This is a genomic window from Salinivibrio siamensis (assembly GCF_001996005.1).
Lineage (GTDB): Bacteria > Pseudomonadota > Gammaproteobacteria > Enterobacterales > Vibrionaceae > Salinivibrio > Salinivibrio siamensis.
Genome location: NZ_MUFB01000029.1, coordinates 1 through 23,396 on the forward strand (window position 1 = coordinate 1; position 23,396 = coordinate 23,396).

Genomic DNA, 23,396 nt, shown 5'->3' on the forward strand with positions numbered 1-23,396 from the left:
CATCGCCAGGCTTTGATTATAAATTGCGCCTATTGCTTGCGATTTTTGATAGCTGCGATGCTCATGTATTGGCATACACTGTGCGTCTCGCTTCAAAACTCACTGCGCATAGCTCGCAATTTAATCATCAAAGCGGATATGCGTAAGACTTTGATGAGAAAACACCAAGCCCTGACCTCACGGTCGGGGCTTTTTTGTATTTGGAAGTTCAATAAAGCCTGGCCCTTTATGCCTTGCTTTAAACTGCCTGCCGAGTAGATGTCTTTTCATTTTCCATCTATCCAAGATCCAATAAAAAGCCCCGTCTTGTCGACGGGGCTTTGTTTTTTCTAAGCTGTGTAATAGCTTGATTATTGAATTTTACTGACTCGACTTACTCGATCACCTGAAATGGTACGCAGCTGCACTGGTGCAGTGACGTGAGGAGCGTTCGCCGCATCATAGGTCTGCCAGCTTGCACCATTATCGGTTGAGTACTCAATGGTGAGTCCAGGGAATGGCGAGTTCGCTTTCAATATACCACTTTCTATCACTCCACCCGGAACGGGTAAGCGGAAGCCCACACCCTGTTGCTCTAGTTGTGGGAACCAGTAGTTCGCTAACTGATTAGCAAAGAGGTTGTAATCAATGTTGCGCTTGGTTTGATTCGCCTCTTGTCCGGTTTGAGTGCTTGCTTCCCATTCGGCACGGTGCCAAGCTCGCTCAGCCATGGCGAAGAGGCGAGGGAAGGTCATGGATTCAAATTGGCCATCGGAGCGAATAGTTTCACTCCAAATAGATGCCTGTAAACCAAGCACATTGTCTGGACGCGTCAGTGTTTTCACGGTGGCAGCGTCTAGTACTTCCTGTTTGGTGATAGGTGCACCATTGCGCTTTGCATCTGCGTTAGCGTAGAGATCATCGGGCATAAAGCTAAACGTCTTACGGGTGTCGGTAAAACGGGGTGCCCAATAATAGCCACGCTCACTTGGGTCTGGTTCATAGGGGTGGTCAAAATAGAGATGTGTGGCTTGGTTATAGATAACGCCATAGCCATTGTTGGCGAGATTATAGGCGCGATCGGCAACGCCCCACTCCCAGATATTTTGCCACGCGTTGCCATAGACGTGCTCATTGGCAAGTTGTGCGCGTGGATAGACTTTATTGTTGTGCATGAGGCCATCTTCCCAACCACCGAGATCGAGCTGATGACGTTGGGTAATGTGCGAAATACGCTCAACAAAGTACTGACTCAGATCGTCAACACTGTTCACACCTGCATCGTTATCTGCAATAAAGGACTGACAGACGGGCGACTCTTTCCAGGCACCGGCAATTTCATCACCGCCAAAGTGAAATGTATCGAGCGGCTGTATGTCTCGATGCGCGTCGACGAGCGCGGCAACCACCGTATCGACGAAGCGATAACTGGATTCCATACAGACATTTATCGCGTTGTCGGTAAACATCTGCACAGAGAGGTATTGTGTGTCGTCTTCAAAGTCCGTGAGCAAATATTCTTTCGCTTTGGCTTCATCACCTTGTGCCATGTACTTGTGGTAACGCGCTTCCATCGCTTTGATGGCCGCGTGCGCGTGACCTGGCATATCTACTTCTGGAATGACGGTGATATTGAGCGCCTCTGCTTTACGCAAGATCGCTTGATAATCTTCCGTGGTGTAATACCCATTGGATGCTTCTGTGCCGTCAGGCCCTGCACCTAAGAAGGGCAACACGCAGCGGGTTTCCGACAAATCATGACAGCGTTTGCTACCGACGTCCGCCAGTTCCGGGAGGGCTGGGATCTCAATACGCCATGCTTCATCATCACTGAGGCGTAGATGCAGTTTGTTGAGTTTCAAAGCGGCCATCTGATCGAGTAACTTAAAGATGGCTTCTTTGCTGCGGAAGTTTCGCGCCGCATCGACAGACAGGCCTCGGTAAGCAAAGCGTGGTGCGTCAGTTAGCGTCACCGCCTTGAGTGTGTCGCCGGTTTTGAGTTGCAGCAGGCTTTGCGCAGCATATAGGGCTCCCGCTTGATCAGGGGCATCGATGTCAATACGCTGCTGCTCAGGTTGTACATCTAAGCGATACGCTTCATGCCACTGGTCGCTTCCATTCAGGCTGACTTTTCCCCAGCCCACATGAATGACTTTTTGGTTGGTGGATGCCCAGTCAGTGGCTGAAATGCCAAGCTGATCGGCTAGCCATTGAGCTTGTGCTTGATAGCCGTTGTCGTAGACCACGGTCCATTCGCTATCGAGAGTGACGTGGCCGTTTTTCTCAATGCGACTGGCAGGGGTGGGTAGCACTTGTCCTTGGGTGTCTACCAACGACAGATCGGCATTACGCACATAGCGTTGCTCGGCTGTGAATGGGTCATAATGGTCAGTCAATGCGCCGCCGTAGCGCTTCCACTGTGCGGGAGCGTCAAAGTCACCGACAAAGGTGAGCTCATCATCCGGCTTGGTGGGTACTTGGCCATTTTTGTGGTTACTGGTACTGGTAATCAATGCGGTATGCGTGCCAGTTTCATCGTCGGAGGCTAAATACCAATTCGGCATAATATCGGATTTAGCAACTTGCCAGTCAGAGGCATTGAAGCCAACCACTAACTGCTCACCGGGAGCAAGCGGAGCAAAGCTATCCGTGGGCTCGAGTTTGAAGAGATCCCCGTTGACGTGTGAGACTTTAAGTTGATCGGTATCGATCGAATTGATCATGCGAATGTGGCTGAAATAAATCGCCCAGCCCGTTTTAGGTAGCGTCTGAGCACTGTGGTTAGTAAACGCGACCTTGCCCGTAAAAGAGCGCCAGTCATCTTGCGTATTATCAAGCACTTGGTATTGGATATCGAGACCGTTTCCGAGTGCATCAAGCTGTGATGTAGGCATCGCCCAAGCGGTGCTACATAATGAAGCGCCGATCAGGAGACCCAGTGCGGTAGGTTTGAGCATGCTATCCTCCAAACTTATTTTTTATTGTGAAAATAGTTAACAGGACAGTAGAGGATAGTGCTCAATAAGCCTAGCAATCTTGCTAGTTAAAGCGTATTTATGTCTAAGGAGTCAAACTTATTGATGTGTATGGGCTGTGGGTTTCGCTAAAACAGCGAGGAAGATCGCAGAGGAAATTGGTGATCCACTGCGATACAAATTAACGCGGAAGTAAGCAGCTTAACGCGATTTGGCTATCCACCAGTCGAATCCCGACAGCGACCATTTCGTCACAAGCGGATGATACCGTGTCGGGGTTAATTCCGCGACACGCTGCGAGGTTAACGATGACGTCAAAGCGCCCGCGCTTTTTCAGCTGGATGGCGGTGGTTTTAACGCAATAATCGGTTGCCAGGCCACCGACAATCACGGTTTCAACCTCTTGGCTATGCAGCCACTCAATCAAGCCGGTGCTGAGTTTTTCTTCAATATCATGAAAGCAGGCACCGTAGGGGTGCAGATCAGGCTCGATCCCTTTCCAAACCACATAGTCGTAATCGGTAATGGGGGGCAAGCCATCGATGGTTTCAAACCCTTTGGTGCCAGGCACGGCATGCTTGACCCAAGTAAGGTCAGCGTTTTTGTGTGGCAACGATTGAAACATATCCGCGGGGTCGTCGACTACCCAGATTGCATTGCTGGGGTGTGCATCTTTGGTCAGTATACGTAAATCAGCCAATGCCGCCTGCTGGTTAAGAGCCGGCCCGATGGTATCGCCCTCAGGCACAGGCAATTCATCAGGACAAAGCGGCGTGAATGTGCGTTGCGCATCCACGTCAATCGCGGCAATTTTGGCTTGTTTCATTGCATCATCACCTAGAGTATTTGATTGAGTAAATGATCGGCCTTAACCCGTTTTATCCGTTTAAGCAGACGTTTGACCGGGGCTGGATAGTCTTCCATTTTTTCTATCTGTTTATAGCTGCCGATTAACTGAGTGTGTGCCAGTATCTTGTCTACTTCTTGTTGTTTCTGCGCTTCGAGTTGCTGATGCTTATCATGAATCAAGATGGCGTTTTCTAAGTCTAGCTTCCATGCGCGCGGGTTCAGGTTATTGCCTGTCAGCAGCATGTATTGGCGATCGACCCAAATTCCCTTTAAGTGAAAACTGTTGTCATCATGTTTCCAAATATGGAGGTTTAACTGGCGTTTCGCAATCGCTGCTTCGTTACGGCGTGCAAAGTTGCGCAGATTGACTTCATACAGATAGGGGAGTGCCGAAATGGTCTTAAAGGGGGCCTCTGGCGGCGAGTAAAAGTCATTGGCGGTTTTATCGCCAACAATGATGCTCACCGTCACACCTCGGCGTAGTGCACGACGGATTTCTCTGACTACACTACGCGGTGGATTAAAATAAGGGGTGCAAATCACCAACTCTTTTTGCGCGCTCGCAATTAGGTGGCAGATATAGCGATTGAGCTTGTTCTTACGTTTACCCAGTCCGACCATAGGGGTTAGCCCGACTTGATCCTCGCGGAGAGGCTCATCATCGTAGCGATAGCTTGCACGCTGTAGCTGAGTTCGAAACTCACGAATGCTAGGCTTAAGTGCTTTGCTATTTGGCCGGTCTGGTGAGGTGAGGCAGTTGACCGCACTATCCGCCGTTAGGGTATTAACAATAAAGTCTGCCATGGTATCGGCGAGTGTTTTATTGTCGAGCACATGATAGCGGTCGTATCGATATCTATTATGTTGTGCTAAATAAACATCGTTTAAGCTTGCACCGCTGTAGAGTACCGTGTCATCAAACACAAAGCCTTTTAGGTGCAGGACACCAAACACCTCTCGGTTTCTGACTGGTACACCGAGTACCTCTATTTTATGCGGGTAACGCTCAGCATAAGCGCGGTATAAGCCCGCATTGCCATCAGATTGTTCAGCACCAATCAGCCCTCGTTGTGCTCGATGCCAATCGACTAATACCTTGATATCCAGATCAGGATTGGCCTGTTTCGCTTCATACAGTGCATCAAGCACGCTACGTCCAGCCTCATCATCCTGCAGATACAAGGCGACGAGGTAAATCCTGGATTTCGCCTTTTTTATTTCACTAAGCAAGCGCTCTCTAAACGAGACGGCATCTAATAAGGTTTCGAGATTTTCTGGCTGGTGCGCAATGGTGGGCAGACGGTCGATAAGCTGCCGGTTTGCGTTCGCTGAATCCATTGTTACCTCTTGTTGTTCGACGGCCAGAGTCGAGCGGTTTGATGCTAAACCCTGAATTATACCAGAAATTAGGTCAAGTCACGGATGACTGCGCGGTGGCTTTGTTGTAAATGTCACGCTTTAGGTGCGTATTGCATCGCGACTAAGTCTTTACCGCTATGACAGTAGCTTTGGTAGCGTGCTGCCAATTCCTCTGGCAGGGCTAGCGTGTCCACACTGCTGAAACCGTGTTGCATGTATAAAGCGGTCAATGGTCGAAATGCCAAGCAAAAGCTTGGGCGTTGCGCCAATACGGGCTGGACGGCGTCGAGTAGTTGATGACTTAGCCCCGACCCGCGCAAGTGTGGGTGCAGCAACATGCCAGTGAGTAATTGGTAATTTTGACGTTGTTGAAAGCGGACCGCACCACATAAGCCGCTGGGTCCATCCACCACCCAGATATGTTCATCTTTTTTCGGTTTACCCGGTGGATAGTAGGTTTTATAGAATCGTGCCACGAGAGGAAACCGTAACGGCTCGAGTGGGTGAATGTGGTAATTATCCATAGCCTAATAGATGCGCAATACGAGCAGGACAGGTAGTATACCTATCCATGATTTTTTCTGACAGCGTAATGCATTGATGAAGTGGTTATCTGATGTGTCCTTGACACCCCATCACACCTTTGGTCTCCCCGCCCACGCTCATGCGATCGTGGAAGCGCACACCGTGGAGGATTTATATGCGATTTGGCAGCATGCTGACGATCTGACGCTTCCTAAGCTAGTGGTGGGAGAAGGCAGCAACCTGCTTTTTTGCCAAGACTTTCAGGGCGTGGTGGTGCTTAATCGCCTGGCTGGTATATCAGTCGATGATGAGGGCGACCACTGGGTATTGCATGTAGGGGCTGGAGAATCCTGGCATAACTTAGTCGCTTGGAGCATTGATAATGGGTTCCCTGGGCTGGAAAACCTCGCGCTTATTCCTGGCTGTGTTGGTGCGGCGCCGATTCAAAACATTGGTGCTTACGGTGTCGAGTTTTGCGAGCGGTGCGCGTATGTCGATATCGTCAATCCATTGACTCAGCAAACACGTCGTTTGACCCGAGCAGCCTGCCAATTTGGCTATCGCGACTCGATATTTAAAACCGACGCGATGACAGGGTGGGTGATTACGCAAGTGGGGTTCCGATTAGCGAAGACGTGGCAGCCCGTGCTCAAATATGGTGCGCTGGCGGATCTCGATCCAGAGCGGGTATCAGCGCAAACCATTTTTGACGCGGTCTGTGCGATTCGCCAAGCCAAGCTCCCTGATCCCCGTGAGTGTGGCAATGCGGGAAGCTTTTTCAAAAACCCAGTGATTGATGCACACCAGGCGCAAACCTTGCAAACCTGTTATCCCGAGATACCCATGTACTTTGTCGGAGAGGGGAAAAAGAAGCTCGCCGCAGGCTGGCTGATTGACCAATGTGGTTTGAAAGGCAAGCAAGTGGGAGGCGCGCGTGTACATCCAAAACAAGCCTTAGTGCTGACCAACGCTAATCATGCAACCAGCCAAGACGTCATTCAGTTAGCAAAGCAGGTGGTCGACGAAGTCAAGGCGCGGTTTGGTGTGACCTTGCACCATGAGGTGCGCTTTATGGGCGCCAAGGGCGAAACCAGCTTGGAGGCACAATGAGCAGTGCACATACCGCAAGGCTTACCCTTATCGATCGTTTATCCGATGGTGAATTCCACTCTGGCGAAATGCTAGGCGATGCGCTAGGCATGAGCCGAGCGGCGGTCAGCAAACATATCAAAGTGTTGCAATCGTGGGGACTGGATATCTATCGGGTGCAGGGCAAAGGCTATTGCTTATCACAACCGATTGAGTTGCTCGATGACGTCTGGCTCAGTGAGCATACCGATGTGCCCGCTTTATCCGTGATCCCGGTCATTGATTCGACCAATCAGTACTTGATGGAACGTGTTGGACAACTTGCGTCAGGCAGTGTTTGCTTGGCTGAATATCAGCAGCAAGGACGGGGTCGCCGTGGTCGCGCGTGGCAGTCGCCTTTTGGCAGTAACTTGTATTTGTCGATGTATTGGCGTTTAGATGCCGGCCCTGCGGCGGCGATGGGACTGAGCCTAGTGGTTGGTGTGGCGATCACCAAAGCACTCCATGAACTAGGCGCGCCAGGTGTGAAGGTGAAATGGCCCAACGACCTGTATTTTCAGGATAAAAAGCTCGCTGGCATCTTAGTGGAAATGACGGGGCAAACGGGCGATGCGGCTCACCTTGTGATCGGCATGGGGTTGAATATTGGTATGGGGGCGCATTTGCGTGACAGCATCGATCAGCCTTGGGCTCGATTAGCGGACGCTTGCCATCCAATGCCATCGCGCAATACACTGGCGGCAACCTTGATTGAGCGTTTAAAAGAAGCACTGATTGACTATGAGCAACATGGGCTATCGAGCATCATGGCCGACTGGCCCAAGTTGGATAACTTTATTGATCGCCCCGTCAAACTACTCATGGGAGAGCGGGAAGTCCGTGGTATTGAGCGCGGTATCGACGAACACGGTGCCTTATTACTTGACGTTGAGGGTGACATCACGCCTTATTTAGGTGGAGAGATTTCTCTAAGACGCGATGACTAATCTCGGCGATTGTAAGGACTATTTGCGCACACGGATGCGTTGAACAGAGTGGTTGGCACCTTTTTCTAGGATTAAACTGGCGCGCTCACGGGTGGGTAAAATGTTTTCCGATAAGTTTTTCCCGTTAATGTCATCCCAGATGGTCGCCGCCTTTTGAGTGGCTTCGTCGACCGATAGCCGCGTGTAGTGATGAAAGTAAGCCTGTGGATCGAGAAAGGCACCTCGGCGGAACTTCATAAAGCGCTCAATATACCAATGCTTTAGTAACTCTGGTTCGGCGTCGACATAGATAGAAAAGTCGAGAAAGTCGGAAATAAACACATGATGTGGGTCATGCGGGTAATCCATGCCACTTTGCAGGACGTTGAGCCCTTCGAGGATCAATATGTCGGGTTTCTCCACTTTTTGCACGTCAGAAGTGATGTCGTACACCAAGTGAGAATAAATCGGCGCGGTGACGCAGTCTTTTCCTGATTTGACGTCGGCCACAAACTCAACCAGCTTGCGCATGTCATAAGATTGCGGAAACCCTTTTTTATGCATGATGCCACGCGACTCAAGCTCGGCGTTGGGGTATAAAAAGCCGTCAGTGGTCACGAGTGCAACTTTAGGATGATCTGGCCACCGTGTCAGCAGGGCTTTTAAAAGACGTGCGGTGGTACTTTTCCCCACGGCGACGCTGCCCGCGATGCCAATGACATAGGGCACATGATTTGAGACGGGCTGGGATAAAAACTCGTCTAGCACTTCCGTCCGGCTTTTGCGCGCTTTCACATAGAGATTAAGCAGCCGGGATAGAGGAAGATAAATATCGCGCACCTCATCCATCGACAAATGCTCGTTAAGGCCGCGCAAGCGGTCAATGTCATCTTCGGTGAGCGTCATGGGCACTGCATCCCTCAGTTCAGCCCATTGTTGACGCTCGAACGACAAATAAGGCGTTAGCGTTGCATTCATGATCCATGTGCCTTAAGCCAGTAAAGAGGGTGACGATACCGCAAACGAAAGGGAAGGAAAAGCGCCGACGATTGGCGTTGAGTGGGCGGGCTGGTTATTTTCGCAACAATCACGCGAAAAAATGCGCAAAAGACGAAAAAATCACCCATTTTTTTAAAATTCCCTATTGCACCCCTCAAGTCCATGGCATAGAATGCGCAGCACTTGTCGCCGGCTTAGCTCAGTTGGTAGAGCAACTGACTTGTAATCAGTAGGTCGCCAGTTCGATTCCGGCAGCCGGCACCAAAATTTAGGTGGAATTCCCGAGCGGTCAAAGGGATCAGACTGTAAATCTGACGGCTCAGCCTTCGAAGGTTCGAATCCTTCTTCCACCACCATTTTCAAATTGTTTGAATAGCTCTACGAGTAACGATTGCGGGCATCGTATAATGGCTATTACCTCAGCCTTCCAAGCTGATGATGCGGGTTCGATTCCCGCTGCCCGCTCCACTCTTTTTAGAGTGCTGATATAGCTCAGTCGGTAGAGCGCACCCTTGGTAAGGGTGAGGTCGGCAGTTCAAATCTGCCTATCAGCACCATCCTCTCCAAGGTAACTTCAAGCCGTTTGATATATACTCAACAAACCTGATTGTTGGTTGTGTGGTCGTAATGCCACCGAAATACCGTGCTTAGAGGGACTGTCATGTCTAAAGAAAAATTTGAACGTACGAAAACGCACGTTAACGTTGGTACTATTGGCCACGTTGACCATGGTAAAACTACGCTGACCGCAGCTATCTGTACGGTACTTGCAAAAGTACACGGCGGTGCGGCTCGTGACTTCGCGTCAATCGATAACGCACCAGAAGAGCGTGATCGTGGTATCACCATCGCAACGTCTCACGTTGAGTACGATACGCCAAACCGTCACTACGCACACGTTGACTGCCCAGGACACGCTGACTATGTGAAAAACATGATCACCGGTGCGGCGCAGATGGACGGTGGTATCCTGGTTGTAGCAGCAACTGATGGCCCAATGCCACAGACGCGTGAGCACATCCTACTTGGCCGTCAGGTTGGTATTCCAAACATCATCGTGTTCATGAACAAATGTGACATGGTTGATGATGAAGAGCTGCTTGAGCTGGTTGAAATGGAAGTACGTGAACTACTTTCAGAGTACGACTTCCCAGGTGACGACTGCCCAGTAATCCAAGGTTCAGCGCTGGGTGCCCTGAACGGTGAAGAGCAGTGGGAGCAGAAGATCGTTGAGCTATCTGAAGCGCTGGATTCTTACATCCCAGAGCCAGAGCGTGCGATCGACAAGCCGTTCATCCTGCCAATCGAAGACGTATTCTCAATCCAAGGCCGTGGTACTGTAGTCACTGGTCGTGTTGAGCAAGGCATCATCACTGTRGGTGACGACGTTGAAATCGTGGGCATGAAAGACACCRCSAAGACCACKTGTACTGGTGTTGARATGTTCCGTAAGCTTCTAGACGAAGGCCGTGCGGGTGAGAACGTTGGTGTTCTTCTGCGTGGTACTAAGCGTGACGAAGTAGAGCGTGGTCAAGTACTGGCGAAGCCTGGTTCAATCACTCCGCACACCAAATTCGAGTCAGAAGTATACGTACTGGGCAAAGACGAAGGTGGCCGTCATACGCCGTTCTTCAAAGGCTATCGTCCACAGTTCTACTTCCGTACAACTGACGTAACCGGTACTATCGAGCTGCCAGAAGGCGTTGAGATGGTAATGCCTGGTGACAACATCAAGATGGTTGTTACGCTCATCGCTCCTATCGCGATGGACGAAGGCCTACGTTTCGCTATCCGTGAAGGTGGCCGTACTGTAGGCGCTGGTGTTGTTGCCAACATCATTGAATAATGATTTGACGAAACACTAGTAAAAAGGGCATCATTTGATGCCCTTTTTCTGCGTTTGACGCTCCTATTGGTGTGAATTTAGCCAGCAGTCGTTAGCAAGCGCAGAGTTTCGTGATCGTATCGTGCTTGATGGAGGCGATATGGTCACCATGTGCCTTTGCCATACACTGATTGTGGATGGCTGAAAAGGCACTGCCGTCTATGTAGACTTGTTACAGGTAGAATGTATGAAAGCGAACGCTGAGACCCAATCCGGTTCGATGGACATCCTTAAATGGGGTGTTGTTTTTGTCCTATTGGCCGCAGCCGTGATAGGGAATAGCCTGTACAGTGACGTGTCTGTGGTAGTGCGAGCTGCTGCCGTGGTGGTATTGGTTGCCGCTGCCGGTGGTGTCGCTGCACTCACGATGAAAGGAAAAGCTGCGATCACGTTTGCACGCGAATCGCGTATGGAAGTGCGTAAAGTGATTTGGCCGACCCGCCAAGAGACTTTACAGACTTCTCTCATCGTTCTGGCTGTTACTGTTGTTATGGCGCTCATCTTGTGGGGCGTTGACGGAATCATGGTCCGTCTAGTCCGCCTAATCACTGGCGTGTGAGGTAAAAGTACATGAGCGAAGCTCCCAAAAAACGTTGGTATGTGGTCCAGGCTTTCTCTGGTTTTGAAAGCCGTGTTGCGCAGTCATTGCGCGAACATATCAAAATGCACGAAATGGAAGACTATTTCGGGGAAGTCTTGGTGCCAACCGAAGAAGTGGTTGAAATGCGCCAAGGGCAACGTCGCAAGAGCGAACGTAAATTCTTCCCAGGTTATGTGCTCGTCCAAATGGTGATGAACGATGAATCTTGGCACTTGGTACGTGCTGTGCCACGTGTGATGGGTTTCATCGGTGGCACCTCAGATCGCCCAGCACCTATTTCTGATAAAGAAGCGGACTCTATTCTCAATCGCTTAGAAAAAGCGAGTGAGTCTCCGGTTCATAAAACCGTGTTTGAAGCGGGCGAAGTGGTACGTGTGACCGAAGGACCGTTTGCAGACTTTAATGGTGTCGTAGAGCAAGTCGACTACGATAAGAACCGCCTTAAAGTCTCGGTGTCTATATTCGGCCGTGCGACCCCTGTTGAGCTGGAATTCGGTCAGGTAGAAAAAACCTGATCAAAAAAGCACCGCTAATGGTTGGCAAGGGCGCGAAATTTGACTATAATTTCGCGCCCTTTTGTTAAACGGGGAGTTTATCGCAAGATAGACGTCAGTACCCAAAATAAGGTAATTGAATAATGGCAAAGAAAGTAGAAGCTTACATCAAGCTGCAAGTTGCAGCGGGTGCAGCTAACCCATCGCCACCGGTTGGTCCTGCTCTGGGTCAACACGGTGTGAACATCATGGAGTTCTGTAAAGCGTTCAACGCAAAGACCGAATCTATCGAGAAAGGTCTGCCAACTCCTGTTGTTATCACTGTATACAGTGACCGTTCTTTCACCTTCGTAACCAAGACCCCGCCAGCTGCGATTCTTCTTAAGAAAGCTGCAGGCGTGAAATCTGGTTCAGGTCGTCCGAACACTGAAAAAGTGGGTACCGTGACTGACGCGCAGATCCAAGAGATCGCAGAAACCAAAGCGGCAGACATGACCGGTGCGGACATCGAAGCGATGAAACGCTCCATTGCGGGTACCGCCCGTTCAATGGGCCTGAACGTAGAGGGTTAAGACAATGGCTAAAATGACTAAGCGCATGCGCGTAATCCGCGAAAAAGTTGATGTGACCAAAGAGTACGACATCAACGAAGCCGTTGCTCTACTGAAGGAACTGGCGACTGCAAAATTCGTTGAAAGTGTTGATGTTTCTGTCAACCTTGGCATCGATGCTCGTAAATCAGACCAAAACGTTCGTGGCGCGACTGTACTGCCTAACGGTACAGGCCGTGACATCCGTGTTGCTGTGTTCACACAAGGTGCGAACGCTGACGCGGCGAAAGAAGCCGGTGCTGATATCGTAGGTATGGAAGATCTTGCTGAGCAAGTGAAGAAAGGCGAAATGAACTTTGACGTCGTCGTCGCTTCACCAGACGCAATGCGCGTTGTTGGTCAGCTAGGTACCATCCTAGGCCCACGTGGCCTGATGCCAAACCCGAAAGTGGGTACTGTAACCCCTAACGTTGCTGAAGCGGTTAAAAACGCGAAAGCAGGTCAGGTTCGTTATCGTAATGATAAGAACGGCATCGTTCATACCACTATCGGTAAAGTTGACTTTGACGCTGACAGCCTGAAAGAAAACCTGGAAGCGCTGTTGGTGGCACTGAAGAAGGCGAAGCCAACTTCAGCTAAAGGTACTTACATCAAGAAAGTTAGCCTTTCAACAACCATGGGTGCTGGCGTGTCTCTCGACCAGAACTCTTTGGAAGCAAGCGTTAACTAATTGCGACAAGCGAGTGAGTAGTTTATACTCTCTCGCTTGACAATTTTATGGCTGAGTTTGCTTCGGCAAACTTCGTCCAAGACCGTAGGCGTTCATTACGAACTTAATATTTCCTACGTAGACGGTGCCAGAACATGATAGATTTCTCGTCTTTCTTGGATCTGCACCGTACAAGCTCTCTCTGCAAGGCTGTAGAGAGTGGTGTTAAACAATCCAGGAGCAAATCCAAATGGCTTTAAACCTTCAAGACAAAAAAGCAATTGTTGCTGAAGTCAACGAAGCTGCCAGTGGAGCCCTGTCTGCAGTAGTTGCTGATTCTCGCGGTGTTGCCGTTGACGCAATGACTTCTCTACGTAAACAAGCGCGCGAAGCGGGCGTTTACATGAAAGTTGTGCGTAACACACTGGCTCGCCGTGCAGTTGAAGGCACTGAGTATGAGTGTCTGCAAGACACTTTTGTTGGCCCAACTCTGATTGCGTTTTCTAACGAGCACCCAGGTGCCGCTGCGCGTCTTTTCAAAGACTTCGCAAAAGAAAACAAAGAGTTTGAGGTTAAATCTGCTGCATTCGAAGGCGCGATCACTGACCCAGAGGTACTGGCGACACTGCCAACGTACGACGAAGCAATTGCACGCCTAATGATGGGCTTGAAAGAAGCTTCTGCCGGCAAGCTGGTTCGTACTATCGCCGCTGTTCGCGATCAAAAAGACGCGGCCTAATCGCCCGTTTAATTTGGTTGCTTAATCCTTTTATTGTTGACTTTAAAGAGAATTGTTATGTCTATCACTAACGAGCAAATCCTAGACGCAATTGCAGACATGTCTGTAATGCAAGTTGTTGAGCTTATCGAAGCTATGGAAGAAAAATTCGGCGTATCAGCGGCAGCAGCCGTTGTTGCTGGCGGTGCTGCTGAAGGCGGCGCAGCTGAAGAGCAAACCGAGTTTGACGTTATCCTAACTGAAGCGGGTGCGAACAAAGTAGCCGTTATCAAAGCGGTACGTGGCGCAACTGGTCTAGGCCTGAAAGAAGCGAAAGCGCTTGTTGACGGCGCGCCAGCACCTCTGAAAGAAGGTGTTGAGAAAGAAGAAGCTGACGCGCTTAAAGCTCAGCTAGAAGAAGCTGGTGCTTCTGTTGAAGTTAAGTAATTTATACTTAATTTCCTAGCCTGAAAAGGCATTGGCTGGTGGCTAAAAAGCCACCGGCCTTTTTGCGCTGTAGGGCAGTAGTGAAATTTTCACCCCGTTTTATCACTGCTGACCATGCAAAAAAAATCAAAGCAAGCGCTTTGATTTTCCTACACTAAACGGTGGTTGTTTAGTCACTGTCCCTCGTACTGGACAGTTTGGGTCACTTATCAGCGAGCTGAGGAACCCTATGGTTTACTCTTATACCGAGAAAAAGCGTATCCGTAAGGATTTTGGTAAGCGTCCGCAAGTTCTGGACGTGCCATACTTGCTGTCGATCCAGCTTGAATCTTTTAAGAACTTTATCGAGCAGGATCCAGAAGGGCAATACGGTCTTGAAGCTGCCTTTCGCTCTGTCTTTCCAATTCAGAGCTACAACGGCAATTCCGAGCTGCAATACGTTAGCTATCGTCTCGGTGAGCCAGTTTTCGATGTCAAAGAATGCCAAATTCGCGGCGTAACCTATTCGGCCCCACTACGCGTCAAACTGCGCTTGGTGATGTTTGATAAGGATGCCCCGGCTGGTACCGTTAAAGACATCAAAGAACAAGAAGTCTATATGGGCGAAATTCCGCTCATGACTGAAAATGGTACCTTTGTCATCAATGGTACTGAGAGGGTTATCGTATCCCAGCTGCACCGTAGTCCGGGCGTCTTTTTCGACAGCGATAAGGGTAAAACCCATTCCTCAGGAAAAGTGCTATATAACGCACGCGTGATCCCATACCGTGGTTCATGGTTGGATTTCGAATTCGATCCTAAGGATATCGTATACGTTCGTATCGATCGTCGTCGTAAGCTGCCAGCTTCGATTATTCTGCGTGCGCTGGAATACACCACTGAAGAGATTCTAGACCTGTTCTTCGAAAAAGTTGTTTTCGAAGTAAAAGGCAAATCTCTGGTGATGGAGTTGGTACCTGATCGCCTACGTGGTGAAACCGCAAGCTTTGATATCGAAGCTGATGGCAAAGTCTACGTGGAGCAGGGTCGTCGAATCACTGCGCGTCATATCCGTCAGTTGACGAAAGATAACGTTGATCACATCGAAGTGCCAGTTGAGTACATTGCGGGCAAGATTTCTGCACGTGAGTATGTCAATCAGGACACAGGTGAAGTGATTGTCTCGGCTAACCAAGAGGTGAGCCTGGAGACACTGGCGCAGTTGTCGCAAGCAGGTCACAAACGTATCGAAACCCTGTTTACCAATGATCTGGACCATGGCCCGTACATGTCCGATACCTTGCGTATCGACAACACTACGGACCGTCTGACTGCGCTGGTCGAAATCTATCGCATGATGCGTCYTGGCGAGCCACCAACGCGTGAAGCCGCCGAGCAACTGTTTGAGAGCCTGTTCTTCTCAGACGACCGCTATGATTTATCATCGGTTGGTCGCATGAAGTTCAACAGCTCGTTGGGTCGTGACGACCTCACCGGGCCTGGCGTACTGAGCAAAGAAGACATCATCGAGGTGATGCGTAAACTTATCCATATCCGTAACGGTATTGGTGAAGTGGACGATATCGATCACCTGGGTAACCGCCGTATTCGCTCTGTGGGTGAAATGGCAGAAAACCAGTTCCGTGTTGGTTTGGTACGTGTAGAGCGTGCAGTTAAAGAGCGTTTGAGCTTGGGCGATCTCGATAACGTGATGCCACAAGACTTGATTAACGCCAAGCCTATCTCTGCGGCAGTGAAAGAGTTCTTTGGCTCTTCTCAGCTGTCACAGTTTATGGACCAAAACAACCCATTGTCTGAGGTGACGCACAAGCGTCGTATCTCTGCCTTGGGTCCAGGTGGTCTGACGCGTGAGCGTGCTGGCTTTGAAGTGCGTGACGTTCACGCGACGCACTACGGTCGTCTTTGTCCGATCGAAACACCGGAAGGGCCGAACATCGGTCTGATTAACTCACTGTCTGCGTTTGCGCGTTGCAACGCTTATGGCTTCCTCGAAACACCTTACCGGAAAGTCGTTGACGGTAAAGTGACGGATCAAATCGATTACTTGTCAGCGATCGAAGAAGGTCACTACGTCATTGCGCAGGCAAACGCCGCGTTAAATGAAGATGGCTCATTCACTGACGAACTGATCACGGCGCGTAAGACAGGCGAATCAGGCTTGCACCCACGTGACCATGTCCAGTACATGGACGTTGCGACCAATCAGGTCGTATCGGTGGCTGCTTCTCTGATCCCGTTCCTTGAGCATGACGATGCGAACCGTGCCTTGATGGGCGCGAACATGCAACGTCAGGCTGTGCCAACATTGCGTGCGCAAAAGCCGCTGGTTGGTACGGGTATCGAGCGTAATGTCGCCGTGGACTCTGGTGTGACCGCGGTAGCAAAACGTGGCGGTACCATTCAGTCTGTTGACGCCTCACGTATCGTAGTGAAAGTGAATGAAGATGAATTGGTACCAGGCGAAGCCGGTATCGACATCTACAGCTTGATCAAATACACACGTTCTAACCAGAACACCTGTATTAACCAGCGTCCAACTGTGATGCCGGGCCACGAAGTGGCAAAAGGTGATGTACTGGCTGACGGCCCATCGACTGACTTGGGCGAGCTGGCACTGGGTCAGAACATGCGTATCGCGTTTATGCCGTGGAACGGTTACAACTTTGAGGATTCCATCCTTATCTCTGAGCGTGTTGCTCAGGAAGACCGTTTGACCACTATCCACATTCAAGAGCTGTCTTGTGTGGCGCGTGACACCAAACTGGGTAGCGAAGAAATCACCGCGGATATTCCAAACGTGGGTGAAGCAGCGCTGTCTAAGCTGGATGAATCAGGGGTTGTGTATATCGGTGCCGAAGTGAAAGGCGGCGATATCATGGTCGGCAAAGTAACGCCAAAAGGCGAAACACAACTGACACCAGAAGAGAAACTGCTGCGTGCAATTTTCGGTGAAAAAGCGTCTGACGTGAAAGACTCGTCACTGCGCGTGCCGAACGGTGTATCAGGCACGGTTATCGATGTACAAGTCTTTACTCGCGATGGCGTAGAAAAAGACAAGCGTGCACTCGAAATCGAAGAAATGCAGCTGAAAGAAGCCAAGAAAGACCTGACCGAGGAGTTCTCTATCCTTGAAGGCGGTCTGATGGCGCGTGTTCGCACACTGCTTTCTCAAGCCGGTTATACCGACAGCCAGCTCGACAACATGGATCGTCAGACCATGTTGACGCAAACGCTGGATGACGAAGCACAGCAAACCCAGCTCGAGCAATTGGCTGAGCAATACGACGAAATCAAAGCGGACTTTGATAAGAAATTCGACACCAAGCGTCGCAAGATCACTCAAGGTGATGACCTTGCACCAGGTGTGCTGAAGATTGTTAAAGTTTACCTCGCGGTGAAACGTCGCATTCAGCCAGGCGATAAAATGGCCGGTCGTCACGGTAACAAAGGTGTTATCTCTAAGATCAACCCGATCGAAGATATGCCTTACGATGAGACAGGCGAGCCTGTTGACTTGGTACTGAACCCTCTGGGTGTTCCTTCGCGGATGAACATCGGTCAGATCCTAGAAACTCACTTGGGTCTGGCGGCAAAAGGTATTGGTGACAAGATCAACCGCATGCTCAAAGAGCAGCAAGAGTTAGCGAAGTTCCGAGAGTTCTTGCAGAAGGTCTATGATCTGGGTGATACCCGTCAGGAAGTGGACATCAGTAAACTGACTGACGAGGAAGTTCGCACGCTGATCAATAACCTGCGTGATGGTCTGCCAACGGCATCTCCTGTCTTTGATGGTGCACCTGAGCCTGTTGTTAAAGAGCTCTTAAAACTGGGTGATTTGCCAGAGTCAGGTCAGCTTGATCTTTACGATGGCCGGACCGGTGAGAAGTTTGAGCGTCCGGTAACCGTGGGTTACATGTACATGCTGAAACTGAACCACTTGGTTGACGACAAGATGCACGCCCGTTCTACTGGCTCATACAGCCTGGTGACACAGCAGCCGCTGGGTGGTAAGGCACAGTTCGGTGGTCAGCGCTTCGGTGAGATGGAAGTGTGGGCACTGGAAGCATACGGTGCTGCCTATACCCTGCAAGAAATGCTCACCGTGAAGTCGGATGACGTTAATGGCCGTACTAAGATGTATAAAAACATCGTTGATGGCGACCATCGTATGGAGCCGGGCATGCCGGAATCTTTCAACGTATTGCTGAAAGAAATCCGCTCGTTGGGTATCAACATCGAGCTGGAAGACGAGTAAGCCACGCGCTACTCTCTCCGGTAAGAATATGAAGGCGCTGCCTGTCAGCGCCTTTATGGGTCAACTCCTCACAGGAGCCGATTGTGAAAGACTTACTTAAGTTTCTGAAAGCACAACATAAGACCGAAGAATTTGATTCGATCAAAATCGGTCTTGCCTCACCTGACATGATTCGCTCATGGTCATTTGGTGAAGTGAAAAAGCCAGAAACCATTAACTACCGTACCTTTAAGCCTGAACGTGACGGTTTGTTCTGTGCACGTATCTTTGGCCCGGTCAAAGACTATGAGTGTCTTTGCGGTAAGTACAAGCGCCTCAAGCACCGCGGCGTCATTTGTGAAAAATGTGGCGTTGAAGTTACTCAGACCAAAGTACGCCGTGAGCGTATGGGTCACATTGAGCTGGCTTCTCCTGTTGCCCACATTTGGTTCCTGAAGTCGCTGCCATCGCGCATCGGCTTGCTGATGGACATGCCACTGCGTGACATCGAGCGCGTGCTTTACTTTGAGTCGTACATTGTTATTGAACCAGGCATGACCAACCTCGAGCGTGGTCAGATGATGTCTGAAGAACAATATCTAGACGCACTCGAAGAGTGGGGCGACGAATTTGACGCGCGCATGGGCGCTGAAGCAGTCAAAGCACTGCTGGCGAACATGGATCTGTCGGTTGAGACAGAACAAATGCGTGAGCAGCTCGAAGAGACCAACTCTGAGACCAAGCGTAAGAAGATCACCAAGCGTTTGAAGCTGGTTGAATCCTTCTTGCAATCAGGTAACAACCCTGAGTGGATGATCCTGACCGTGCTGCCTGTGTTGCCGCCGGATCTGCGTCCATTGGTGCCGTTGGATGGTGGTCGCTTTGCGACGTCAGATCTTAACGATCTGTATCGCCGCGTGATCAACCGTAACAACCGTTTGAAGCGCCTGCTTGATCTTGCTGCCCCAGACATTATCGTGCGCAACGAAAAGCGCATGCTGCAAGAGTCTGTGGATGCGATGCTGGATAACGGCCGTCGTGGTCGTGCGATCACCGGTTCGAATAAGCGTCCGCTGAAATCGCTGGCTGACATGATCAAAGGTAAGCAGGGTCGTTTCCGTCAGAACCTGCTGGGTAAACGTGTTGATTACTCTGGCCGTTCGGTGATTACCGTGGGTCCATACTTGCGCCTGCATCAGTGTGGTCTGCCAAAGAAAATGGCACTAGAGCTGTTTAAACCGTTTATCTACGGCAAGCTTGAGACTCGTGGTCTAGCGACCACCATCAAAGCGGCCAAGAAGATGGTTGAGCGCGAAGAAGCCGTGGTATGGGACATCTTGGATGAAGTCATCCGTGAACACCCTGTCCTGCTAAACCGTGCACCAACACTTCACCGTTTGGGTATCCAAGCGTTTGAACCTGTGCTTATCGAAGGTAAAGCGATTCAGCTACACCCATTGGTGTGTGCGGCCTATAACGCCGACTTCGATGGTGACCAGATGGCGGTTCACGTACCGCTGACGCTGGAAGCCCAGCTCGAAGCGCGTGCGTTGATGATGTCGACCAACAACATCCTATCGCCAGCATCCGGTGATCCTATCATCGTACCGTCTCAGGACGTGGTACTGGGTCTTTACTACATGACCCGTGAGAAGGTGAACGGCAAAGGCGAAGGCATGTACCTAGCAGGCCCAGGCGAAGCTGAAAAAGTTTACCGTACCGGTCATGCTGAACTGCATAGCCGTGTAAAAGTGCGCATCAAGCAAATCGATATCGATGAGATGGGTGCACGCACTGAGAAAGAAGCGCTCGTCGATACCACCGTCGGTCGTGCCATGCTGTGGACTATTGTTCCAGACGGCCTGCCCTACGAGTTGGTTAACCAGCCGCTAGGCAAAAAGCAAATCTCTAATTTGCTCAACACGTGCTACCGTAAGCTGGGTCTGAAAGATACGGTTATCTTTGCTGACCAAATCATGTACACAGGTTTTGCCTATTCCGCGCTATCGGGCACCTCTGTCGGCATCGACGACATGGTGATCCCACAAGCGAAATACGATCTGATTGAAGCGGCTGAAAGCGAAGTTGCGGAAATCCAAGAGCAATTCCAGTCGGGTCTGGTGACCGCTGGTGAGCGCTATAACAAAGTGATCGATATTTGGGCGGCGGCGAACGAGCAAGTTGCGAAAGCCATGATGGATAACCTGTCTAATGAGACAGTGATTAACCGTGACGGTGAAGAAGAGACGCAAAGCTCGTTCAACAGCGTATACATGATGGCCGATTCCGGGGCGCGTGGTTCTGCCGCACAGATCCGTCAGCTGGCGGGTATGCGTGGTCTGATGGCGAAACCAGATGGCTCTATCATCGAAACGCCAATCACGGCGAACTTCCGCGAAGGTCTGAACGTACTGCAGTACTTTATCTCTACGCACGGTGCGCGTAAGGGTCTCGCCGATACCGCACTGAAGACAGCGAACTCAGGTTACCTGACACGTCGTCTGGTTGACGTTGCCCAAGACGTGGTGGTGACCGAAACCGATTGTGGTACCGAAGGTGGTATCCACATGATGGCGGTTATCGAAGGTGGCGACGTAAAAGAAGCCCTGCGTGAGCGTGTGCTGGGTCGTGTGGTGGCTGAAGATGTGCTTAAGCCAGGTACAGAAGAAGTGCTGGCGCCACGTAACACCCTGTTGGACGAGAAATGGTGTGACATTCTTGAGCACCACTCTGTCGACAAGGTAAAAGTGCGCTCTGTCGTGACCTGTGAAACTGACTTTGGTTGCTGTGCGAACTGTTACGGCCGTGACTTGGCACGTGGTCACTTGGTTAACCACGGTGAGTCTGTGGGCGTTATCGCCGCACAGTCTATCGGTGAGCCAGGCACACAGCTGACCATGCGTACCTTCCACATCGGTGGTGCGGCATCGCGTGCAGCAGCAGAAAACAACATCCAGGTGAAGAACAAAGGTTCTATGCACCTGCACAATGTGAAATCTGTGACCAATAGCGACGGTAAGCTAGTGATTACCTCGCGTGCGTCAGAGATGACCATTGTGGATGAGTTTGGCCGTACCAAAGAGAGCTACAAAGTCCCTTACGGTGCCATGCTGAGCAAGCAAGACGGCGAAGCCGTTGAAGCCGGCGACGTGGTGGCTAACTGGGACCCACACACCATGCCAATCATCACTGAGGTAGAAGGTAGCCTTCGCTTCGTGGATATGATTGATGGTGCGACTATGCAGCGTCAAACGGACGAGCTTACGGGTCTGTCTTCTATCGTGGTCATGGATGCCTCTGAGCGCCCATCATCCGGTAAAGACAAGCGTCCTGCGGTGAAGTTGGTGGATGCACAAGGCAACGATGTGATGGTACCTGGCACTGATATGCCAGTTCAGTACTTCTTGCCTGGTAAAGCGATCGTTCAACTGGACGACGGCGCAAGCGTTGGTATTGGTGACACCCTTGCTCGTATCCCGCAAGAAAGCGGCGGTACCAAGGATATCACTGGTGGTCTACCACGTGTTGCTGACCTATTTGAAGCACGTAAGCCAAAAGAGCCTGCTATCTTGGCAGAGATCACAGGTACTGTTTCCTTCGGTAAAGAAACCAAAGGTAAGCGCCGCCTGATTATCACGCCAGAAGAGGGTAAAGCTTACGAAGAGATGATTCCAAAATGGCGTCAGCTCAACGTATTCGAAGGTGAAAAAGTCGAGAAAGGTGATGTGATCGCAGACGGTCCTGAATCACCACACGACATTCTGCGCTTGCGTGGCATTCACGCGGTAGCAGAATACATCACTAACGAAGTCCAAGACGTTTACCGTCTGCAGGGCGTTAAGATCAACGATAAGCACATCGAGACCATCGTGCGTCAGATGTTGCGGAAGGTGACCATTAAGTCTGCGGGTGATACCGAGTTCTTGGAAGGCGAGCAGGTGGAATACTCACGTGTGATGATTGCTAACCGCGATCTGGAAGCGGAAGGCAAGCAGCCGGCGACCTTTGGTCGTGATCTGCTGGGTATCACCAAAGCCTCGTTGGCGACTGAGTCATTCATCTCAGCGGCATCGTTCCAGGAAACCACGCGCGTGCTGACTGAAGCAGCCGTGGCAGGTAAACGTGATGACTTGCGTGGTCTCAAAGAGAACGTGATTGTGGGTCGTCTGATCCCAGCCGGTACTGGCTTCGCGTATCACAAAGACCGTCAAGCAAAACGTGCCGAGCCAGAGCAGCCTGTTGCGCCTCAGGTCGATGCAGAGCAAGCATCGCAAGATCTTGCCGCGCTACTGAACGCGGGCCTGAACGACGATAGCTAAGCGTGGAAGCGTTGATAACATCAACGCCTACAGCGAAATAAAAAGGCACCTCTTCGGAGGTGCCTTTTGTTTATCGCGTGTGGGGTTGTCAGTGACGACAGCAACAAAAAAGCCGCCCAGTTTGGCGGCATTATACGGCTGACCGGCAGGTTGAGTTATGCACCTGGGGGGTGAGCAAGGCTGTCGGCAATCACGCGAATCAGGGTATCTTCTAACTCAAAACGCTGCTCTAGCCATTCACCAATCGCAGACATATCTTGATCGAAATCCGTGGCGTCATACTCATCGTCGTCGAGGTCGATCGCGCTAAATTTATCGTTGTAGTCCAACAGTGGATCGGTGGTGTCGACAATACGGAAATAGAGGTTGTCGGTCTCTTTGGTGGCAGAGAAGCCTGTCGACTGCCAACGCTCCATGACCATGTTATAAATTTTGAAGTGGCCGGTGGAGATATAATCGACTAGGTAGTCACAAAAACGGTCAAGCTCTGCTTTGGTTGGCAAGGTTTGCTTCTTTTTCGCTGCCACGCCAGCCACATTGTAATACTCCACCAACAGTTGGCGACGTAGCTCGAGCCAGTAATCGATAACCTCGTCGTAACCGCTCCATTGTGCTTTGGTTCGTTCGAGTTGTCTCAGCATGATCGGTATCCTCGTGATCGATCAGCGAATGAATGGCACTATATAAGGCCGGCTGAA

At 50.6% G+C, this 23,396-nt stretch carries 17 protein-coding genes and 4 tRNA genes; 15 read left to right on the plus strand and 6 right to left on the minus strand.

Features of this window, described 5'->3' with window-relative positions; all coding sequences use genetic code 11:
• Positions 1-350: 350 nt before the first annotated feature.
• The 4 genes from BZG73_RS13245 to BZG73_RS13260 all read right to left on the minus strand — a co-directional run bounded on the left by BZG73_RS13245 (position 351) and on the right by BZG73_RS13260 (position 5,686).
• Positions 351-2,936, minus strand: coding sequence for a family 20 glycosylhydrolase (locus BZG73_RS13245; RefSeq protein WP_077668534.1), 2,586 nt, complete (start codon positions 2,934-2,936; stop codon positions 351-353).
• A 199-nt stretch (positions 2,937-3,135) separates the two neighbouring features.
• A complete protein-coding gene (locus BZG73_RS13250; RefSeq protein ID WP_077668535.1) occupies positions 3,136-3,780 on the minus strand; it encodes a nicotinamidase in 645 nt (214 codons plus the stop codon).
• 11 nt (positions 3,781-3,791) lie between these two features.
• Positions 3,792-5,141 (minus strand): CDP-diacylglycerol--serine O-phosphatidyltransferase, encoded by a 1,350-nt coding sequence (pssA, locus tag BZG73_RS13255; protein ID WP_077668536.1) that lies wholly within the window; start codon positions 5,139-5,141, stop codon positions 3,792-3,794.
• Between the two features lie 113 nt (positions 5,142-5,254).
• The gene (locus BZG73_RS13260; RefSeq protein ID WP_077668537.1) at positions 5,255-5,686 is read right to left on the minus strand and encodes a GNAT family N-acetyltransferase; all 432 of its coding nucleotides are present in this window, start codon (positions 5,684-5,686) and stop codon (positions 5,255-5,257) included.
• Between the two features lie 76 nt (positions 5,687-5,762).
• On the opposite strand from BZG73_RS13260, the gene murB reads away from it, so the two are divergent.
• A complete protein-coding gene (gene murB / locus BZG73_RS13265; protein WP_077668538.1) occupies positions 5,763-6,797 on the plus strand; it encodes a UDP-N-acetylmuramate dehydrogenase in 1,035 nt (344 codons plus the stop codon).
• Complete coding sequence (gene birA / locus BZG73_RS13270) at positions 6,794-7,762, plus strand: bifunctional biotin--[acetyl-CoA-carboxylase] ligase/biotin operon repressor BirA (RefSeq protein WP_046074506.1); 969 nt, start codon at positions 6,794-6,796, stop codon at positions 7,760-7,762. The genes murB and birA overlap by 4 nt, the downstream gene beginning before the upstream one ends.
• 18 nt (positions 7,763-7,780) lie before the next feature.
• On the opposite strand, the gene coaA is transcribed toward birA, so the two are convergent.
• Positions 7,781-8,719, minus strand: coding sequence for a type I pantothenate kinase (gene coaA, locus BZG73_RS13275; protein ID WP_046074507.1), 939 nt, complete (start codon positions 8,717-8,719; stop codon positions 7,781-7,783).
• A 209-nt stretch (positions 8,720-8,928) separates the two neighbouring features.
• Here coaA and BZG73_RS13280 point away from each other — a divergent pair.
• The 13 genes from BZG73_RS13280 to rpoC all read left to right on the plus strand — a co-directional run bounded on the left by BZG73_RS13280 (position 8,929) and on the right by rpoC (position 22,698).
• Positions 8,929-9,004, plus strand: a tRNA-Thr gene (locus BZG73_RS13280).
• A gap of 7 nt (positions 9,005-9,011) precedes the next feature.
• Positions 9,012-9,096, plus strand: a tRNA-Tyr gene (locus BZG73_RS13285).
• Between the two features lie 37 nt (positions 9,097-9,133).
• A tRNA-Gly gene (locus tag BZG73_RS13290) sits at positions 9,134-9,208 on the plus strand.
• A 13-nt stretch (positions 9,209-9,221) separates the two neighbouring features.
• Positions 9,222-9,297 (plus strand) — tRNA-Thr (locus tag BZG73_RS13295).
• A gap of 104 nt (positions 9,298-9,401) precedes the next feature.
• The gene (gene tuf / locus BZG73_RS13300; RefSeq protein ID WP_077668539.1) at positions 9,402-10,586 is read left to right on the plus strand and encodes an elongation factor Tu; all 1,185 of its coding nucleotides are present in this window, start codon (positions 9,402-9,404) and stop codon (positions 10,584-10,586) included.
• Positions 10,587-10,812: 226 nt separating this feature from the next.
• Positions 10,813-11,184: a preprotein translocase subunit SecE gene (gene secE, locus BZG73_RS13305; RefSeq protein ID WP_025674747.1), complete on the plus strand. Its 372-nt coding sequence runs from the start codon at positions 10,813-10,815 to the stop codon at positions 11,182-11,184.
• 11 nt (positions 11,185-11,195) lie between these two features.
• The gene (gene nusG, locus BZG73_RS13310) at positions 11,196-11,741 is read left to right on the plus strand and encodes a transcription termination/antitermination protein NusG (RefSeq protein ID WP_077668540.1); all 546 of its coding nucleotides are present in this window, start codon (positions 11,196-11,198) and stop codon (positions 11,739-11,741) included.
• Between the two features lie 122 nt (positions 11,742-11,863).
• Positions 11,864-12,292, plus strand: coding sequence for a 50S ribosomal protein L11 (gene rplK, locus BZG73_RS13315; protein WP_046074509.1), 429 nt, complete (start codon positions 11,864-11,866; stop codon positions 12,290-12,292).
• Positions 12,293-12,296: 4 nt separating this feature from the next.
• Complete coding sequence (gene rplA, locus BZG73_RS13320) at positions 12,297-13,001, plus strand: 50S ribosomal protein L1 (RefSeq protein WP_046074510.1); 705 nt, start codon at positions 12,297-12,299, stop codon at positions 12,999-13,001.
• Positions 13,002-13,230: 229 nt separating this feature from the next.
• On the plus strand, positions 13,231-13,719 hold the full coding sequence (rplJ, locus tag BZG73_RS13325; protein WP_046074511.1) for a 50S ribosomal protein L10: 489 nt from the start codon (positions 13,231-13,233) through the stop codon (positions 13,717-13,719).
• A gap of 57 nt (positions 13,720-13,776) precedes the next feature.
• A complete protein-coding gene (gene rplL, locus BZG73_RS13330) occupies positions 13,777-14,145 on the plus strand; it encodes a 50S ribosomal protein L7/L12 (RefSeq protein WP_046074512.1) in 369 nt (122 codons plus the stop codon).
• A gap of 229 nt (positions 14,146-14,374) precedes the next feature.
• Positions 14,375-18,400: a DNA-directed RNA polymerase subunit beta gene (rpoB, locus tag BZG73_RS13335; RefSeq protein WP_077668541.1), complete on the plus strand. Its 4,026-nt coding sequence runs from the start codon at positions 14,375-14,377 to the stop codon at positions 18,398-18,400.
• Between the two features lie 83 nt (positions 18,401-18,483).
• Positions 18,484-22,698: a DNA-directed RNA polymerase subunit beta' gene (rpoC, locus tag BZG73_RS13340; RefSeq protein WP_046074514.1), complete on the plus strand. Its 4,215-nt coding sequence runs from the start codon at positions 18,484-18,486 to the stop codon at positions 22,696-22,698.
• A gap of 155 nt (positions 22,699-22,853) precedes the next feature.
• Here rpoC and BZG73_RS13345 read toward each other — a convergent pair whose 3' ends face one another.
• Positions 22,854-23,339, minus strand: coding sequence for an Rsd/AlgQ family anti-sigma factor (locus BZG73_RS13345; RefSeq protein WP_077668542.1), 486 nt, complete (start codon positions 23,337-23,339; stop codon positions 22,854-22,856).
• Positions 23,340-23,396 lie beyond the last annotated feature (57 nt).

Bases quoted from the DNA above. Each gene is read 5' to 3' on its own strand.
- BZG73_RS13245 (WP_077668534.1), bottom strand. From the start codon at position 2,936: ATGCTCAAACCTACCGCACTGGGTCTCCTGATCGGCGCTTCATTATGT.
- BZG73_RS13250 (WP_077668535.1), bottom strand. From the start codon at position 3,780: ATGAAACAAGCCAAAATTGCCGCGATTGACGTGGATGCGCAACGCACA.
- pssA (WP_077668536.1), bottom strand. From the start codon at position 5,141: ATGGATTCAGCGAACGCAAACCGGCAGCTTATCGACCGTCTGCCCACC.
- BZG73_RS13260 (WP_077668537.1), bottom strand. From the start codon at position 5,686: ATGGATAATTACCACATTCACCCACTCGAGCCGTTACGGTTTCCTCTC.
- murB (WP_077668538.1), top strand. From the start codon at position 5,763: ATGAAGTGGTTATCTGATGTGTCCTTGACACCCCATCACACCTTTGGT.
- birA (WP_046074506.1), top strand. From the start codon at position 6,794: ATGAGCAGTGCACATACCGCAAGGCTTACCCTTATCGATCGTTTATCC.
- coaA (WP_046074507.1), bottom strand. From the start codon at position 8,719: ATGAATGCAACGCTAACGCCTTATTTGTCGTTCGAGCGTCAACAATGG.
- secE (WP_025674747.1), top strand. From the start codon at position 10,813: ATGAAAGCGAACGCTGAGACCCAATCCGGTTCGATGGACATCCTTAAA.
- nusG (WP_077668540.1), top strand. From the start codon at position 11,196: ATGAGCGAAGCTCCCAAAAAACGTTGGTATGTGGTCCAGGCTTTCTCT.
- rplK (WP_046074509.1), top strand. From the start codon at position 11,864: ATGGCAAAGAAAGTAGAAGCTTACATCAAGCTGCAAGTTGCAGCGGGT.
- rplA (WP_046074510.1), top strand. From the start codon at position 12,297: ATGGCTAAAATGACTAAGCGCATGCGCGTAATCCGCGAAAAAGTTGAT.
- rplJ (WP_046074511.1), top strand. From the start codon at position 13,231: ATGGCTTTAAACCTTCAAGACAAAAAAGCAATTGTTGCTGAAGTCAAC.
- rplL (WP_046074512.1), top strand. From the start codon at position 13,777: ATGTCTATCACTAACGAGCAAATCCTAGACGCAATTGCAGACATGTCT.
- BZG73_RS13345 (WP_077668542.1), bottom strand. From the start codon at position 23,339: ATGCTGAGACAACTCGAACGAACCAAAGCACAATGGAGCGGTTACGAC.